16 protein-coding genes are annotated in these 16,594 nt (G+C 70.0%); 3 read left to right on the top strand and 13 right to left on the bottom strand.

Translation table 11 applies throughout. The features are described from left to right. Positions 1–164: 164 nt before the first annotated feature. From ACZ6ZQ_RS16530 to ACZ6ZQ_RS16510, 5 genes are all read right to left on the bottom strand, one after another. A complete protein-coding gene (locus ACZ6ZQ_RS16530; RefSeq protein ID WP_469769244.1) occupies positions 165–1,823 on the bottom strand; it encodes a bifunctional uroporphyrinogen-III C-methyltransferase/uroporphyrinogen-III synthase in 1,659 nt (552 codons plus the stop codon). Then, a complete protein-coding gene (hemC, locus tag ACZ6ZQ_RS16525; RefSeq protein ID WP_469769243.1) occupies positions 1,820–2,797 on the bottom strand; it encodes a hydroxymethylbilane synthase in 978 nt (325 codons plus the stop codon). Before hemC ends, ACZ6ZQ_RS16530 begins: the two co-directional genes overlap by 4 nt. After that, entirely contained in the window at positions 2,794–4,149 is a 1,356-nt protein-coding gene (locus tag ACZ6ZQ_RS16520; protein WP_469769242.1) for a glutamyl-tRNA reductase, read from the bottom strand. The genes hemC and ACZ6ZQ_RS16520 overlap by 4 nt, the downstream gene beginning before the upstream one ends. Further along, complete coding sequence (locus ACZ6ZQ_RS16515; RefSeq protein WP_469769241.1) at positions 4,146–4,931, bottom strand: redox-sensing transcriptional repressor Rex; 786 nt, start codon at positions 4,929–4,931, stop codon at positions 4,146–4,148. The genes ACZ6ZQ_RS16520 and ACZ6ZQ_RS16515 overlap by 4 nt, the downstream gene beginning before the upstream one ends. A 273-nt stretch (positions 4,932–5,204) precedes the next feature. Beyond that, positions 5,205–5,480: a glutaredoxin family protein gene (locus ACZ6ZQ_RS16510; RefSeq protein WP_469769240.1), complete on the bottom strand. Its 276-nt coding sequence runs from the start codon at positions 5,478–5,480 to the stop codon at positions 5,205–5,207. A 126-nt stretch (positions 5,481–5,606) separates the two neighbouring features. Between ACZ6ZQ_RS16510 and ACZ6ZQ_RS16505 the strand changes: the two genes are divergently transcribed. The 3 genes from ACZ6ZQ_RS16505 to ACZ6ZQ_RS16495 all read left to right on the top strand — a co-directional run bounded on the left by ACZ6ZQ_RS16505 (position 5,607) and on the right by ACZ6ZQ_RS16495 (position 9,332). After that, on the top strand, positions 5,607–6,557 hold the full coding sequence (locus ACZ6ZQ_RS16505; protein WP_469769239.1) for an HAD family hydrolase: 951 nt from the start codon (positions 5,607–5,609) through the stop codon (positions 6,555–6,557). Positions 6,558–6,968: 411 nt separating this feature from the next. Then, positions 6,969–7,817, top strand: coding sequence for an ECF subfamily RNA polymerase sigma factor, BldN family (locus tag ACZ6ZQ_RS16500; protein WP_469769238.1), 849 nt, complete (start codon positions 6,969–6,971; stop codon positions 7,815–7,817). Positions 7,818–8,132: 315 nt separating this feature from the next. Then, a complete protein-coding gene (locus tag ACZ6ZQ_RS16495; protein ID WP_469769237.1) occupies positions 8,133–9,332 on the top strand; it encodes a DUF5667 domain-containing protein in 1,200 nt (399 codons plus the stop codon). Between the two features lie 94 nt (positions 9,333–9,426). Here ACZ6ZQ_RS16495 and ACZ6ZQ_RS16490 read toward each other — a convergent pair whose 3' ends face one another. The 8 genes from ACZ6ZQ_RS16490 to ACZ6ZQ_RS16455 all read right to left on the bottom strand — a co-directional run bounded on the left by ACZ6ZQ_RS16490 (position 9,427) and on the right by ACZ6ZQ_RS16455 (position 16,407). Then, a complete protein-coding gene (locus tag ACZ6ZQ_RS16490) occupies positions 9,427–10,515 on the bottom strand; it encodes a lysophospholipid acyltransferase family protein (protein WP_469769236.1) in 1,089 nt (362 codons plus the stop codon). 15 nt (positions 10,516–10,530) lie between these two features. Beyond that, positions 10,531–11,592 (bottom strand): NAD-dependent epimerase/dehydratase family protein, encoded by a 1,062-nt coding sequence (locus ACZ6ZQ_RS16485; protein WP_469769235.1) that lies wholly within the window; start codon positions 11,590–11,592, stop codon positions 10,531–10,533. 218 nt (positions 11,593–11,810) lie between these two features. After that, on the bottom strand, positions 11,811–11,909 hold the full coding sequence (locus ACZ6ZQ_RS16480; RefSeq protein WP_003948845.1) for a 30S ribosomal protein bS22: 99 nt from the start codon (positions 11,907–11,909) through the stop codon (positions 11,811–11,813). 110 nt (positions 11,910–12,019) lie between these two features. After that, the gene (locus ACZ6ZQ_RS16475) at positions 12,020–12,229 is read right to left on the bottom strand and encodes a helix-turn-helix domain-containing protein (RefSeq protein WP_158687078.1); all 210 of its coding nucleotides are present in this window, start codon (positions 12,227–12,229) and stop codon (positions 12,020–12,022) included. A 128-nt stretch (positions 12,230–12,357) separates the two neighbouring features. Continuing rightward, the gene (locus ACZ6ZQ_RS16470; RefSeq protein ID WP_469769414.1) at positions 12,358–13,173 is read right to left on the bottom strand and encodes a phosphatase; all 816 of its coding nucleotides are present in this window, start codon (positions 13,171–13,173) and stop codon (positions 12,358–12,360) included. A 184-nt stretch (positions 13,174–13,357) separates the two neighbouring features. Further along, positions 13,358–14,533, bottom strand: coding sequence for an acetoin utilization protein AcuC (locus ACZ6ZQ_RS16465; RefSeq protein ID WP_469769234.1), 1,176 nt, complete (start codon positions 14,531–14,533; stop codon positions 13,358–13,360). Continuing rightward, a complete protein-coding gene (locus ACZ6ZQ_RS16460; protein ID WP_469769233.1) occupies positions 14,484–15,719 on the bottom strand; it encodes an MFS transporter in 1,236 nt (411 codons plus the stop codon). The genes ACZ6ZQ_RS16465 and ACZ6ZQ_RS16460 overlap by 50 nt, the downstream gene beginning before the upstream one ends. A 43-nt stretch (positions 15,720–15,762) precedes the next feature. After that, the gene (locus ACZ6ZQ_RS16455) at positions 15,763–16,407 is read right to left on the bottom strand and encodes an HAD family hydrolase (protein ID WP_469769232.1); all 645 of its coding nucleotides are present in this window, start codon (positions 16,405–16,407) and stop codon (positions 15,763–15,765) included. Between the last annotated feature and the right edge of the window lie 187 nt (positions 16,408–16,594).

Genomic DNA, 16,594 nt, shown 5'->3' with positions numbered 1-16,594 from the left:
GCCCGTCCGAAGCACGCACTTACCGACAGGTTGTGGGCGGTCGTTCCCCAGGGAGGCGTTTCGCAGGGAGGCGTTTCGCAGGGCGCACCGGGTCGGCACAACGCCACGGTGCCGGGCGCCCATGCGATGGGCGCCCGGCACCGTAAACCCTCGGGGTCGTACGACTACGTCGTACGACGCCTCCGCGCCCCCGGCCGCCGCTCGCTCGGCCGCGTCACCGGATCCCCGGCCTCGACCGCCGCGTCACGCCGCCGCGCCCCGAACTCCGCGAGCGCCTCCGCGAGCTTGTGCACCGACGGCTCGGGCGACAGCACGTCCACCCGCAGCCCGTGCTCCTCCGCCGTCTTCGCGGTGGCCGGACCGATGCACGCGATCACGGTCACGTTGTGCGGCTTCCCGGCGATACCGACCAGGTTCCGCACGGTGGAGGACGACGTGAACAGAACGGCGTCGAAACCGCCGCCCTTGATCGCTTCCCGGGTCTCCGCCGGCGGCGGCGACGCCCGCACGGTCCGGTAGGCCGTGACGTCGTCGACCTCCCAGCCCAGCTCGATCAGGCCCGCCACCAGCGTCTCCGTGGCGATGTCGGCCCTGGGCAGGAACACCCGGTCGATCGGGTCGAACACCGGGTCGTACGGCGGCCAGTCCTCCAGCAGACCGGCGGCCGACTGCTCCCCGCTGGGCACCAGATCGGGCTTGACGCCGAACTCGACCAGAGCACGCGCCGTCTGCTCGCCGACCGCGGCGACCTTGATCCCGGCGAAGGCCCGCGCGTCGAGCCCGTACTCCTCGAACTTCTCCCGTACCGCCTTCACGGCATTGACCGAGGTGAAGGCGATCCACTCGTAGCGGCCGGTGACGAGCCCCTTGACCGCGCGCTCCATCTGCTGCGGCGTCCGCGGCGGCTCGACGGCGATCGTCGGCACCTCGTGCGGGACGGCGCCATAGGACCTGAGCTGGTCGGAGAGCGATGCCGCCTGCTCCTTCGTACGCGGCACGAGGACCTTCCAGCCGAACAGCGGCTTGGACTCGAACCACGCGAGCTGGTCGCGCTGGGCGGCGGCACTGCGCTCACCGACCACGGCTATGACGGGCCGGTGGCCCTCCGGCGACGGCAGCACCTTCGTCTGCTTGAAGAGCTGCGCGATCGTCCCGAGCGTGGCCGTCCATGTCCGCTGCCGTGTCGTCGTACCGGCGACCGTCACCGTCAGCGGGGTGTCGGGCTTGCGCCCTGCGGTCACCAGCTCGCCCGCGGCCGACGCGACCGCGTCCAGCGTCGTGGACACGACGACGGTCCCGTCCGACGCGCCGACCTCGGTCCAGCAGCGGCTGTCCGCGGTACGGGCGTCGATGAACCGCACGTCCGTCCCCTGTGCGTCGCGCAGCGGGACACCGGCGTACGCAGGCACGCCCACCGCCGTCGCGACACCCGGCACGACCTCGAAGGGGATGGCCTCGGCCGCGCAGGCGAGCATCTCCGTGCCCGCGTCGCCGTCGAGCCCGGGGTCGCCGCTCACCGCACGGACGACCCGCTTGCCGCTCCGCGCGGCCTCCATGACAAGATTGGCCGCATCCCTCAACACGGGGACCCCGACGGCCGTTGACGCATCGTCAACAACCGTCAGTTCAGGCGTGCTCACTCCGGTGCGCGCATGGCCGCGAACGACGTCGAGGACATCGGGCTCGGCGATCAGTACGTCCGCGCGCGCCAGCGCCTCCACGGCGCGCAGCGTCAGCAGACCCGGGTCACCGGGACCGGCGCCGAGGAAGGTGACGTGCCCGTGTGCGGGAACAGCCGGAAGGTTCGAGGCGGTGGGGCTCAAAGTGCTCGCTCCCCCATAAGACCGGCCGCACCCTTGGCGAGCATCTCGGACGCGAGTTCGCGACCGAGTGCCACCGCGTCGTCGTGCGACGTAGGTACGGGACCGGTGGTGGACAGCTGCACCAGCGTGGAACCGTCGGTCGTGCCGACGACACCCCGCAGGCGCATCTCATGAACAACCTGTCCGTCAGCCAGCAGGTCGGCCAGCGCACCCACAGGTGCGCTGCAGCCGGCCTCCAGGGCGGCGAGCAGGGATCGCTCGGCGGTCACGGCGGCCCGGGTGTACGGGTCGTCGAGCTCGGCGAGCACGGCAGCGAGATCGGCGTTCGCCGACAGGCACTCGACTGCCAGGGCCCCCTGGCCGGGGGCGGGCAGGATCGAGTCGACCGGCAGGAAGTCGGTCACCTCGTTGATCCGCCCGATACGGTTCAGGCCGGCCGCGGCGAGAACCACCGCGTCCAGTTCCCCGTTCCGCACGAAACCGACGCGGGTGTCGATGTTCCCGCGGATCGGCACGGTCTCGATGTCCAGCCCGTGCGAACGCGCGTACGCGTTCAGCTGCGCCATCCGGCGCGGCGAGCCGGTGCCGACCCGGGCTCCCCGGGGCAGCCGGTCAAGGGTCAGCCCGTCACGCGCCACCAGGACGTCGCGCGGGTCCTCGCGCCGCGGGATCGCGGCCAGCACCAGGTCGTCCGGCTGTGCGGTCGGCAGGTCCTTCAGCGAGTGCACCGCGAAGTCGACCTCACCGGCGAGCAGCGCGTCGCGCAGCGCGGTGACGAACACGCCGGTGCCGCCGATCTGCGCCAGGTGCTCGCGGGAGGTGTCGCCGTACGTGGTGATCTCGACGAGCTCGACGGGGCGGCCGGTCAGCTGCCGCACCGCCTCGGCCACGTGCCCGGACTGGGCCATCGCGAGTTTGCTGCGCCTGGTTCCGAGCCGTAGGGGCCGGTCGGTACCCAAAGCCCTCTCGGTCATACTCGCCCTCGGTTCTTGAGATCTGCGTCGTTCACGTCGGCCCGGCTGACGGAGGCGACCGTCTCCGGGTCGAGGTCGAAGAGTGTGCGCAGCGCGTCCGCGTAGCCGGCGCCGCCGGGCTCGGCGGCGAGCTGCTTGATCCGCACGGTGGGCGCGTGGAGGAGCTTGTCGACGACGCGGCGCACGGTCTGGGTGATCTCGGCGCGCTGCTTCTCGTCGAGATCGGGCAGCCGGCCCTCCAGCCGGGCTACCTCGCCGGCCACCACATCGGCGGCCATGGTGCGCAGGGCGACCACGGTCGGCGTGATGTGCGCGGCGCGCTGGGCGGCACCGAAGGCGGCGACCTCGTCGGCGACGATGGTGCGCACCTGGTCGACGTCGGCGGCCATCGGGGCGTCCGCGGAGGCCTCGGCGAGCGACTCGATGTCCACGAACCGGACCCCGTCGAGGCCGTGCACGGCGGCGTCGATGTCGCGGGGCATGGCGAGGTCGAGCAGCGCCGGCATGCTCTCGCGTCCCTGCAGCGCCGCGGCGACGGCGTCGGCCTTCAGCACGAGCCCGGTCGCCCCGGTGCACGACACGACGACGTCGGCACGTGTCAACTCTGCGCCGACAGAGGCCATTTCGACTGCTCGGGCGCGCACGCCCGTACCGCCCGGCTCGGTGAGGATCTGTACGAGCCGCTCGGCGCGCTCCTGCGTGCGGTTGGCGATGACGATCTCGGCGACCCCGGCCCGCGCCAGCGTGGCGGCGGCGAGCGAGGACATCGAGCCGGCACCGATGACGAGCGCCCGCTTGCCGCGCGCCCAGTAGTCCACCGGGGTGCCTTCGGACAGCTGCTCCAGGCCGAAGGTGACGAGCGACTGCCCGGCCCGGTCGATCCCGGTCTCGCTGTGGGCACGCTTGCCGACCCGCAGCGACTGCTGGAACAGGTCGTTCAGCAGCCGGCCGGCGGTGTGCAGCTCCTGGCCGAGCGCGAGGGAGTCCTTGATCTGGCCGAGGATCTGGCCCTCGCCGACGACCATCGAGTCCAGCCCGCAGGCCACCGAGAAGAGGTGGTGGACGGCCCGGTCCTCGTAGTGCACATAGAGATAAGGGGTGAGTTCCTCGAGCCCCACGCCGCTGTGCTGGGAGAGCAGGGTGGACAGCTCGGCGACACCGGCGTGGAACTTGTCCACGTCGGCGTAGAGCTCGATGCGGTTGCAGGTGGCGAGGACGGCCGCTTCCACCGCGGGCTCCGCGGCGAGCGTGTCCTGCAGCAGCTTGCCCTGCGTGTCCGAGGACAGCGAGGCCCGCTCCAGCACACTGACCGGAGCGCTGCGGTGACTGAGTCCGACGACCAGGAGGCTCATGCCGGCATCACGGCGGGTACGTCCCCGTCGGGTCCCTTCCGGCCGGCGGCCGCGCCTGTGGCTCCGCGCGAGGCGACGGGCGGTACAGCGGCCTCGACCTCGCCCCCGACCTCGGTCTCCTCGCCGGCCTTGCGCTGCTCGTGGAAGGCGAGGATCTGCAGCTCGATCGAGAGGTCGACCTTGCGCACGTCCACGCCGTCCGGCACCGAGAGGACGGTGGGCGCGAAGTTGAGGATGGACGTGACGCCGGCGGCGACCAGCCGGTCGCACACCTGCTGGGCGGCGCCCGCGGGCGTCGCGATGACCCCGATGGAGACGCCGTTGTCCGAGATGATCTTCTCCAGCTCGTCGGTGTGCTGGACGGGGATCCCGGCGACCGGCTTACCGGCCATCGCCGGGTCGGCGTCGATCAGCGCGGCGACCCGGAAGCCACGGGAGGCGAAGCCGCCGTAGTTGGCGAGCGCGGCGCCGAGGTTACCGATACCGACGATCACAACCGGCCAGTCCTGGGTGAGGCCGAGCTCGCGCGAGATCTGGTAGACGAGGTACTCGACGTCATAGCCGACACCCCTGGTCCCGTAGGAGCCGAGGTACGAGAAGTCCTTGCGCAGCTTCGCGGAGTTCACACCCGCCGCCGCCGCGAGCTCCTCCGAGGAGACCGTCGGCACTGAGCGCTCCGACAGCGCGGTCAGGGCGCGCAGATACAGCGGAAGCCGGGCGACAGTGGCCTCGGGGATTCCTCGGCTGCGAGTCGCCGGTCGGTGAGTTCGGCCAGTTGCCACGGTGCTCCTGCGGGATGAGCGAGGCTGCAGGCGGCCGTACGTCCCATGGCCGCCCCGTCGAATGCAGGCTATGTCTTTGTGAACGCGTGCACAAAGATGGTGTCCGCTTTGTCCGTGCAAAGTGACCGGGGTCACGCGAGCCGATCGCGCGATTCCGGAACCGCGGACCCCTCGTGCTCGTTGAAAGTCCGAAGGGGGCAAAGCGGTACACACTCCTTACGGCCACGCCCCCGAGACCCCAACAAATCGCCCACGATGGTAACCGCCTTTCGGTCACGCCCCCAGTTCGCGGCGGAGCCGCCCGGCGTCCACCCGCCAGAACGTGTGCTGCTCGCCGTCCACCAGGACGACCGGAATCTGCTCCCAGTACTCCCGGTGCAGCTCTTCGTCCTGCGTGATGTCCTTCTCCTCCCAGGCCGCGCCGGTCTCCGCGCACACCTCCTGGATCACGGACCTCGCATCGTCACAGAGATGGCACCCGGGCTTCCCGATCAGGGTCACGACCCGATCGCCTGCCTTCTTCTTCGTACGCCGCAGCAGAGCACTCATGACGCCCATTCTCCGCCTGCCCGCCACACGCCCGAATGGTCCCTTTAACAATCCGGCCCCGGAGAGTTCACGCCTTCGCATCCCGACGCGTCAGGAAGTCCCGAACAGACTGGCTATGCTCACGACATGGCCGCACTGGGATGGCTCACCCCCCGTAGGCGCTCCGCCACCGCACGGAGCGTCCTCGCAGGCGAGGCCGCCGCCGAGGCAGCGCGCAAGACCTCGCAACAGTACGAAGCAGAATCCGCGGAGACGGCGGAGACGGCAGGCGCCAAGCCGGCCGAGCCGGACTTCCCCGTCGTCGGGGACGTCCGCGCCGCGGCCTTCTTCGACCTCGACAACACCGTGATGCAGGGCGCCGCGATCTTCCACTTCGGGCGCGGCCTGTACAAGCGGAAGTTCTTCCAGCGCCGCGAGCTGGCGAGATTCGCCTGGCAGCAGACCTGGTTCCGGCTCGCCGGGGTCGAGGACCCCGACCATATGCAGGACGTACGCGAGTCCGCGCTGTCCATCGTCAAGGGCCACCGCGTCTCCGAGCTGATGTCCATCGGCGAGGAGATCTACGACGAGTACATGGCGGACCGCATCTGGCCCGGCACCCGCGCCCTGGCCCAGGCCCACCTCGACGCGGGCCAGAAGGTCTGGCTGGTCACCGCCGCGCCGGTGGAGACCGCGACGATCATCGCCCGCCGCCTCGGCCTGACCGGCGCGCTCGGCACGGTCGCCGAGTCCGTGGACGGCGTCTACACCGGAAAGCTCGTGGGCGAGCCGCTGCACGGCCCGGCGAAGGCCGAAGCGGTACGGGCCCTGGCGGCCGCCGAGGACCTGGAGCTGGGCCGCTGTGCGGCGTACAGCGACTCGCACAACGACATCCCGATGCTCTCTCTCGTCGGGCACCCGTACGCCATCAACCCGGACACCAAGCTGCGCAAGCACGCGCGCGAGCGCGACTGGCGGCTGCGCGACTACCGCACCGGCCGCAAGGCGGCCAAGGTCGGCATCCCGGCCGCGGCGGGGGTCGGGGCGATCGCGGGCGGCACGGCGGCGGCCGTCGCCCTGCACCGCCGCCGCCGCTGACGCGGCGGGACACGCGGACCACGAGCACGACCGCAACCGCAACCGCACATAGACGGACATCCGTTCGACCGCACCGGTGCGAGGAAACTGACGCCGGTGTCCGGCATGCGCCATTCCGGCCCTCTTACCCGCCTGTGCGCCCTGCCAGTCCCGTTGCCGCCACTTGAGCACAACCCATCACGCGCCGCAGCAGATCACGAAGTAATCCGATCAATAAGCGATCACAATCTGCGACTGGATGTGTCGCTTTGCTGCAACAGAAGCGACGTAATCGGTGATTTGGGCAACTGGGTGTAGCGCTGCCTGTACGAAGCGTTATTCTCCTCAGACGCATTAAGGACCCCACACGTCGCCACGACGGGTGAACGGTCCCGCACTGCACGTGATGGAAGCTCTGCCTCTGGGAGTCCCGTGTACCCACACGTCGGGGTTGACGCCTCGGGCCTGGCTACGCTGCGCGCAACGGTCCTCGACCATTTGCGTGGCTTCGTCCCCACCGCGTACGCCGTCCCCGCTTTCGCCGCGCCGAGCCCTGCCGCCCTCGGCCCTGCCGGTCCCTGCTACGCCCTGGCCGACGGCCTCGAGAAGGGGCCGACGCGCAGCGGAGTCGTTGCGGGACGGCGGTCGGGTGACGGGCGGGAGGTGGGCAGACGGGGCGGCCGGGGCGGCGCCGGCGCCTCGACCACGGCCCGCCGGCCCAGCGCCGACAGCGACAGCGCGCGCATGATGGAGCTCGTCGAGCGCGCCCAGGCCGGCGAGGCCGAGGCCTTCGGCCGGCTGTACGACCAGTACAGCGACACGGTCTATCGCTACATCTACTACCGCGTTGGCGGGAAGGCGACCGCGGAGGACCTCACCAGCGAGACGTTCCTCCGCGCGCTGCGCCGTATCTCCACCTTCACCTGGCAGGGCCGCGACTTCGGCGCCTGGCTGGTCACGATCGCCCGCAATCTGGTCGCCGACCACTTCAAATCGAGCCGCTTCCGACTGGAAGTGACCACCGGCGAGATGCTCGATGCCAACGAGGTCGAGCGCAGCCCCGAGGACTCGGTTCTCGAATCCCTCTCGAACGCCGCACTGCTCGAAGCCGTCCGCAAGCTCAATCCCCAGCAGCAGGAGTGTGTGACCCTGCGCTTCCTGCAGGGCCTGTCTGTCGCCGAAACCGCACGGGTGATGGGCAAGAACGAGGGCGCGATCAAGACCCTCCAATACCGTGCCGTCCGCACCCTGGCCCGACTCCTCCCCGAAGACGCGCGCTGACCGCCCGTCACCCTCCCCCTCGTCCCCCCTCCCCCCTGCGCCCCACATCCCCACACCCCCACGCACCTCCCCCCACGCGCCCAGTCCCCGGTCCCGTTCACCTCAACTCACCATCCGTGAGCGCCTGATGACGCACTGGTCCGATCATCCTCCGCGCGTAACCCAACTGCCGAGCCGCTCGTTGTGCGGAATGCAGGCTCCCTGCGGTCACGCCATGCCCGCAGCCACTCACTCGTTCGTGTGGATGTGCTCAAGGCGTGCAACCTTCCGGACCCCCCGGGGAGTCGACCGTCATGACGAGAGGAGGTGCCGCCAGTGATCGCGAACGTTTCGGCGCACCGGCGGGCGAACGCCTTCGCCCAGGCCCTGGAGGATCGGACGCTCCGGGGCACGGCGGCCGAGCCGCCCGAGGATTCGGCCGAACCGGCCGAGCACGGGCGACTGTTGGCCTTGGCGAACGGCCTCGGGGAACTGCCGAAACCCCAGTTGGATCCCGAGGTCAAGGTGGTGCAGCGAGCTCAGCTCGTGGCCGCCATGGAAGCGATGCTCGCGGAGGGTGGCGCCCCCGCGGGCCCCACCGTGCCGGGGCAGCGAACTTCCGGCCGCGGTGCCCATCGGGCCTCCCCGCTCAGGAAACTGCGCCCGCGCTCCCGCTGGTCCAAGGGCCTCGCAGCCGGCGGGCTCACCGTCGGTGTGGCCGCAGGAGCCCTCAGCGGGGTGGCCGGCGCAAGTGCCGACGCCCTCCCCGGTGACTCGCTCTACGGGCTCAAGCGGGGCATGGAGGACATCAAGCTCGGCATGGCCGACGACGACGCGGACCGCGGCGAGCTCTACCTCGACCAGGCCTCGACCAGGCTCAACGAAGCCCGCCGTCTGATGGAGCGCGGCCGGGCAGGCGAGCTGGACCACGAGTCCCTGGGCGAGGTCAGACGCGCCCTGAGCGGCATGCACCACGACGTCTCCGAAGGCCACCGGCTTCTTCACCAGGCCTACGAACGGGACGGCTCGCTCGGCCCCATCGCGACGCTGTCGTCCTTCTCCCGCTCCCACCGCGACACGTGGAACGGGCTGCGGGACCGCCTGCCCGCACAGCTGACCGACGTCGGCGACGAAGTGAGCTCGGTCCTCGACGCCATAGACCAAGAGGTCGGGCCGCTCCAGTCGCTGCTGCCCCGCGTACCCGAGACGGAGCACGGCGGACCGCAGCATTCCGGACCGTCCCCCCAGGACTCCTCGGGTACGTCCGGTACGTACCGCCCGTCGCCGTCCTCGCCCTCCACGGGCCGGACCGACGGGGACAACTGGCCCCAGCCGTCGGGCTCGGGCACGACGACGGACGACGGCCTGCTCGGGGGCAACACGGGCGGACTGCTCGACCCTCCGCAGAACAGCGCGACACCGTCCCCCTCCGGCAGGGGGACGGACATGACGGATCCCATGCCCGATGTGACCATCCCGCCGCTGCTGCCGGGCCTGCTGCCCGGTCTGGGCATCGAGGGCGAGGACGCACCCTAGGCACCTGAGGGAGCACATGAGGGAGGGGCGGGAGACACCAGGTCTCCCGCCCCTCCCTCATGACGTCATGACATGAGAAGGCCCGACAGGCCCCTCAGAAGAACACCGACCGCCGCTGCACCAGCAGCTTGTACAAGGTGTGCTGGATCTGCTCCCTCACCTGGTCCGTCAGGTTGAACATCAGCATCGGATCCTCCGCCGCCTCCGGCGGATAGCCGTCCGTCGGGATCGGCTCCCCGAACTGGATCGTCCACTTCGTCGGCAGCGGCACCGCCCCCAGCGGCCCCAGCCAGGGGAACGTCGGCGTAAGCGGGAAGTACGGGAACCCCAGCAGCCGCGCCAGCGTTTTCGCGTTACCGACCATCGGGTAGATCTCCTCCGCCCCGACGATCGAGCAGGGCACGATCGGCGTCCCCGCCCGAAGCGCCGTCGAGACGAAGCCGCCACGCCCGAAGCGCTGCAGCTTGTACCGCTCGCTGAAGGGCTTGCCGATGCCCTTGAAGCCCTCCGGCATGACACCGACGACCTCACCCTGCTGCAGCAGCCGCTCCGCGTCCTCCGCGCACGCCAGCGTGTGCCCGGCCTTCCGCGCCAGCTCGTTTATCACCGGCAGCACGAAGACCAGATCCGCGGCGAGCAGCCGCAGATGGCGGCCGGCCGGGTGATTGTCATGGACGGCGACCTGCATCATCAGCCCGTCCAGCGGCAGCGTCCCGGAGTGGTTGGCCACGACGAGCGCCCCGCCCTCCGACGGGATGTTCTCGATGCCCTTCACCTCGACCCGGAAGTACTTCTCGTACAGCGGCCGCAGCAGCGACATGAGCACCTGGTCGGTGAGTTCCTTGTCGTAGCCGAACTCGTCGACCTCGTAGTCACCGGTGACCCGGCGCCGCAGAAACGCCAGCCCGCCCGCGATGCGCCGGTCCCAGCCGCCGCCCGCCTCCGGCACGCGCGGCGACCCGTCGGACGCCGTGCCCGAGTCCGTACCCGCATCCGCGACGGCGTCCCGCGCCGACGTACGCTCCCCGCCCAGTTGCCCCGGCACAGCGCCCACCGGGATCTCACGGGCCGCCACCTCGGCGGCCTTTCGCCGACCTGACCCGGGGCGCCGCCGCACCGAGCGCTGCGGCGTACCGTTGCGTGACCGGTCGTCGTCGAACGGAATGACCTTGGCGTCCGCCATCGTTCCTTGCGCTCCTTATCCGGCGCTCTGAGTGGTGGTCCTGGCGCCGCCCGCCAGCGGGAGGGCGGCGACCTTGTCGACCGCCCTCGCCAGGGCCTCCGGCGGCAGCAGCCCCGGCCCGCGGCTGCGCGAGAAGTCCGCGAAGGTCTCCGCGGTCGTGTACGCGGGGGTGAAGCCCAGCGTCTCGCGCATCTGGACGGTACTGACCACCCGGCCGTGCGTGAGCAGCCGGATCTGCTCCGGCGAGAAGTCGGTGAGCCCGACCGTCCGCAGTGCGGACCCGACCCAGGTGACGGCCGGCAGCAGCACCGGCACCGTGGGACGGCCCAGCCGCCGCGAGCACTGCGACAGCAGCAGCACGCCATCGCCCGCGACATTGAACGTGCCGCTGTTCAGCGTTCCACGGCGCGGCTCGTGGGAGGCGATCCGCAACACCTCGATGACGTCGTCCTCATGGACGAACTGCAGCCGCGGGTCGTAGCCGAAGACGGTCGGCATGACGGGCAGCGAGAAATAGTCGGCGAGCGGGGAGTCGGCGCGCGGCCCGAGGATGTTCGCGAAGCGCAGCACGCACACGGCCACGTCCGGCCTGCGGCGCGCGAAGCCGCGTACGTACCCCTCGACCTCCACCGCGTCCTTGGCGAAGCCACCGCTGGGGAGGGACTTGGGCGGTGTGGTCTCGGTGAAGACGGCCGGGTCGCGGGGCGCGGAGCCGTACACGCTCGTACTGGACTTGACGACCAGGCGCCGCACGGTCGGAGACTTCTGGCAGGCGCCGAGCAGCTGCATGGTGCCGATGACGTTGGTCTCCTTGACCGACGTGCGGCCGCCGGCGCCCAGGGGAGTGCCCGTGACGTCCATATGGACGACCGTGTCGACATCATGCTCGGCAAGTACACGAGCTATCGCGGGCTGGCGGATGTCCGCCCGTACGAAGTCGGCACCGCCGAGATGATGCTCGGGAGTCACCGCATCCACGCCCACTACCCGGTCCACTTCGGGGTCCCGCTGGATTCGGCGTACGAAGCGGCCCCCGAGCTGCCGGGCCACACCGGTGACGAGCACGACCTTGCCCAAGATCAGCGCCTTCCGTTCGGTCCTGGCTATGCGTCACCGTAGCGGGTTGATGTTGCGCTGTGATGACCGCAGGGCTTTCTTCACGGCTCATTGGTCCCAACGCACGACACCGCCGGTCCAGGTGGCATGAAACGAGGGACAGCACGCGCCCCGCAAACGCACCGCGGCCCCTCCACCCACTCGGGTGGAAGGGCCGCGGATTCACGGACAGCCGCCGCTTACTTCTTGTTGCGACGCTGAACGCGCGTGCGCTTGAGCAGCTTGCGGTGCTTCTTCTTCGCCATCCGCTTGCGCCGCTTCTTGATAACAGAGCCCACGACTACCCTCGCTCACTTCTCTTCACTCGGTGCGGGGCGTCTGGGCCCACACGACCTACGTCGGCCTAGCCTACCGGCCCGAGCTCCGAGCTTGTAATCCGAGGGGCGCCTCAGGCTGATTCCACCCCCACAAAGGACTCGCGGAGGTACTCGTGAACCGCTTGCTCCGGGACCCGGAAGGACCTGCCCACCCGAATCGCCGGCAGATGACCGCTGTGCACCAACCGGTACACGGTCATCTTCGATACGCGCATCACCGAGGCGACTTCCGCCACGGTCAGGAACTTGACCTCGTTGAGAGGCCTCTCGCCAGCAGCCATGACCCACCTGTACCTTCCGCACACGACGCACACCGGCTTCCCCTCCGGTGACTCTTCGTCGCGGTGCGCTCACTCACCAGACTAGGGGCGGGTGATGCGAGTGGGGAAGAGGAGCAGCCATCGGCCGTTTACTGTGACAGACACGCTCGATTGAGTACATAGCGAGTAAGCGGCCGGTAGTAATCGGACCGCACAGCGTCATCAAGCGGAACGGCGACGGACACCTGCCCCTCGGCCTCGCCGACGAACAGCGCCGGATCGTCCGTGTCGGCCAGGCCGATGGCCTCGAATCCCAGCTGACCTGCCCCGCAGACCCAGCCGTGGTCCCCGACGACCAGCTCGGGCAGGCGGCCGCCCACCTCCGCAACCCCCTCCATCGCGGCCCGAACCGGGAGGGGCGAGTGAGTGTGCGCACCGGTCTCACGGCCGGCGACCGGCACGCCGGGTTCCCGCACCAGCGCGACTCCCCGTACGTAGTCAAGGTTGTACGTGCGTACCCCGAACCGGGTCGTTATGTCGACACATCGCCCCTGCGCCGGTGTGAGGACGAGACAGCCTGCCGCCGACAAAGCGTCTGCCAGCTCGGCGTAGAACCCGAGCAGCCGATGCGGGTGCCCGGTCCCGAACAGCACCGCACCCCGCCGCTCGGCCAGCACCCCCAGCCGCTCGGCGAACGCATCGAGCCCGCTCAGCGTCCTCTCAGGATCGATCACATCCGGCCCTGAAACATGCCTCGGATCACCGGAGACCCCGCACTTGTCGGCCATTAACGCGATCAAATCCCGCTCATCCCATACCCATTCGGGATCGAGTCCGAGCGTGACGCGTGGATCCCGCGCCGCGAACAGCCGATAGCTCCGCAGGCTCTCCTCCCTCGACGTGGCCACCGGCCCGGCCAACCTCGCCGCCAACAGATGCGCCCGCAACGCTCCCCTGCTCAACACACCGCCGATGCTGCCGCAGCCCACCGACCCACACACCAAAAACCCCGGCAAATCCCCACAGTCGGCGTAACGCGGGTACTCTCCCTCCCCGCCTCCGGAAGCGCGTCGCCCTTCCTTCGTCAGCGCGCCGCCCCCGGGCTCCAGCACCTGTCTTCCGGATCAGGGCTGATCCAGAAGGCACCCCCTAGGCCAGCAGTCCCCTCAGCGGAAACGCCGCCCGCCTCGTCGCCAGCACCGCCTGGTCCAGCCGGTCCGCCGGGTCGTACCCCTCCTCCCAGGCCCGCCATCCGGGCGTACGGCCGTCCGTCATCCGCCCCGGCCCCAACTGCCGTGTCCGCGCATACACTTCATCCCGCCACGACGACGGAATCACCGACTCGGGATCCACCGGCGCATGCCCAGCGATCCCCACCAGGTGCGTCCACGACCGCGGCACCACATCCACCACCGCGTACCCACCGCCCCCGAGGGCGACCCAACGCCCGCCCTCGACGTACTCGTGCGCCAGCGAGTGGCACGCCTCCTGGACCAGCCGCTGCGCATCGAGCGACACCGCCAGATGCGCCAGCGGATCCTCGAAGTGCGTATCCGCCCCGTGCTGCGTCACCAGCACCTGCGGCCGGAAGTCCGACAACAGCTCCGGCACCACGGCATGGAACGCCCGCAGCCAGCCCTCGTCACCCGTCCCCGCCGGCAGCGCCACATTCACGGCGCTGCCCTCGGCCGCACCGGACCCGCCTGTCTCCTCAGGCCACCCCGTCCCCGGAAACAGCATGCGCGGATGCTCGTGCAGCGAAATCGTCAGCACCCTCGGGTCGTCCCAGAACGCCGCCTGGACCCCGTCCCCGTGATGTACGTCCACATCCACGTACGCGACCCGCTCCGCTCCCAGCTCCAGCAGCCGGGCGATCGCCAGCGACGCGTCGTTGTAGATGCAGAACCCCGACGCCGCCCCCGGCATCGCATGATGCAGCCCACCCGCGAAGTTCACCGCATGCCCGGCTTCCCCACGCCAGACCGCGTCCGCCGCCCCCACCGACTGTCCCGCGATCAGCGCGGACACCTCATGCATGCCGGCGAACGCCGGGTCGTCCATCGTCCCCAGACCGTACGACTGGTCTGCCGCCCGCGGGTCCTCGGAGGCCGCCCGCACGGCCGCCACATAGTCCTCTCGGTGGACCAGCCGCAGCGTCGACTCCCCGGCCGGCTTCGCGGCTACCACATCCACCGCACGGTCCAGCCCGTACGCCCGCACCAACCCCATGGTCAGCGCAAGCCGTACCGGATCCATCGGATGGCCGGCTCCGAAGTCATACTTCGTCACCGCTTCGTCCCACATCAACAGTGCGCGGCCGCTCATGCTCGCCACCGTATCGGTCGGACTCCGCCATGAACGACCGGGCATACAGCAACGTCACAAGGACCAACACCATCGGAACGAGCATCGCGCCCCGGTAGTTCCACGCATCTCCGAGCGCCCCGACCAGCGGCGACCCGATCAAGAACCCCACATAATTGAAAACGTTCAGACGAGCCACGGCCACGTCGCTCGCCCCCGGGCTACGACGTTCACCAGCGAGCCGCCCCGCCGCTGCGAACGTCTGCGGCACGATCACACACAGCCCGAGCCCGAGCAGAGTGAACCCGGCAAGCCCCACCCATGCCCCGGGCGCCACCGCGACCACCGCGAACCCACCGGCGGCCAGCACCGTACCGAACCGCACGACCGCGACGGCCCCGAAGCGCCGCACGCCGAGATCCCCCACGGCCCGCCCCAGCAGCGTCGTCACCATGTACGCGTTGTACGGGACCGTCGCCAGCTCCTCCGAGCCCCCCAGTACGTCCTGGAGATACTTCGCGCTCCAATTGGAGACCGTCGAATCCCCGATGTACGCGAACGTCATCACCAGACACAGCGGCAGCAGCACCTTGAAGGGAACCGGCGCCCCGCCCGCAACGCCCTCCTCCTGGCGGCCCGGACGGTCCTCCGCGTCCACGTACCACCGGCTCCCGACCAGCGCCGCCGGCAACAGCACCGCCACCACCGGCAGATACGACACCACGAGCGGCAGATCCCAGTGCGCCCCCACCCATGCGAGCGACGCGCCCACGATCCCACCGAGGCTGTACGTCGCGTGGAAGCCGAGCATGATGCTGCGCCCGTACGCCCGCTGCAAGCTCACCCCGAGCATGTTCATGGACGCGTCCAGCGCACCGACCGCAAGCCCGAACGCCCCGAGCGCCACGGCCACCTGCCACAGCCCGCTGCCCGCCCCCACGCTCAGAAGCGACAGCAGCACGACCGGCTGCGACCACCTCAGCACGGCACCCGGCCGCACGCGCGCCACAAGCTTCTCGGTCACTACGCTGCCTACCCCGGCCAGGATCGGCACGGCCGCCAGAAACAGCGGCAGCAGCCCGTCGGATATCCCGTACCGGTCCTGAATCGCAGGTATGCGCGTCACGAGGAGCGCAAAGGTCACCCCCTGGACGAAGAAGCTCAGCCCCAACGAGCCCCGACCGTGCCGCAACCGCGCGTCTGTCATGGCCGCACAGCGTAAGCCGCTCATCTACCCATGAGTAGATGGATCACGCGAGCAATCCCGGCAGCTCCGCCATGTCCGCGAAGTGCGCCTTGGCGCCGGCGAGGTCCGCGGCCGCCGTCATCGCCGTGAACCCGTACACGTCCATCCCCGCCGCATGAGCCGCCGCGACCCCGAGCGGGCTGTCCTCCACGACGACGCACCGCTCGGGCGCGACCCCCATCCGTTCGGCGGCGTACAGGAACAGATCCGGCGCCGGCTTCCCGCGGCCCACATCCTGCGCGCTGAAGACGTTCTCGCGCCGGAACCACTCGCCCAGTCCGGTCTTCCGATGCCCGACCCGGATCCGCTCATGACTCCCCGACGACGCCACGCAGTACGGCACCCCTTCCGCGACAAGCTTCCCGAGCACCTCGCTCACGCCGTTGACCGGCTGCAACTCCCGTTCGAAGGCGGCGAAGACTCGGCCATGCAGGATCTCGTCGAAGTCCTCCGGCAGCCGCTGCCCGGTCCTCTCCAGCACCGTGTCGTGCACCCGGTGCACAGCGGCGCCCATGTAGTCGCGGAGGGAGTCCTCGTACGACGTCGGGTGCCCGAGCTCGGTCAGATACGCGGCCAGGACGGTATTGGAGATCGGCTCACTGTCGACGAGCACACCGTCGTTGTCGAAGATGACGAGGTCATAGCGCATGCGTCCAGCGTAGGTAGTGGACTTCAACCGTCATCCCCCGGCAGGAAGTCAGCAGGAACTCAGTAGCAACTCGGCAGGACCGTACTGGTGCAGAACGCAAAAATGCCTCAACCCCCGGACGATGTCCGGGGGTTGAGGCTAAAGATTGTTCGGCGGCGTCCTACTCTCCCACAGGGTCCCCCCTGCA

This window comes from Streptomyces sp. NPDC053673, assembly GCF_055585225.1.
Note: the sequence above shows the minus strand (reverse complement) of the source record. Positions and strands in the feature narration are given on the sequence as shown.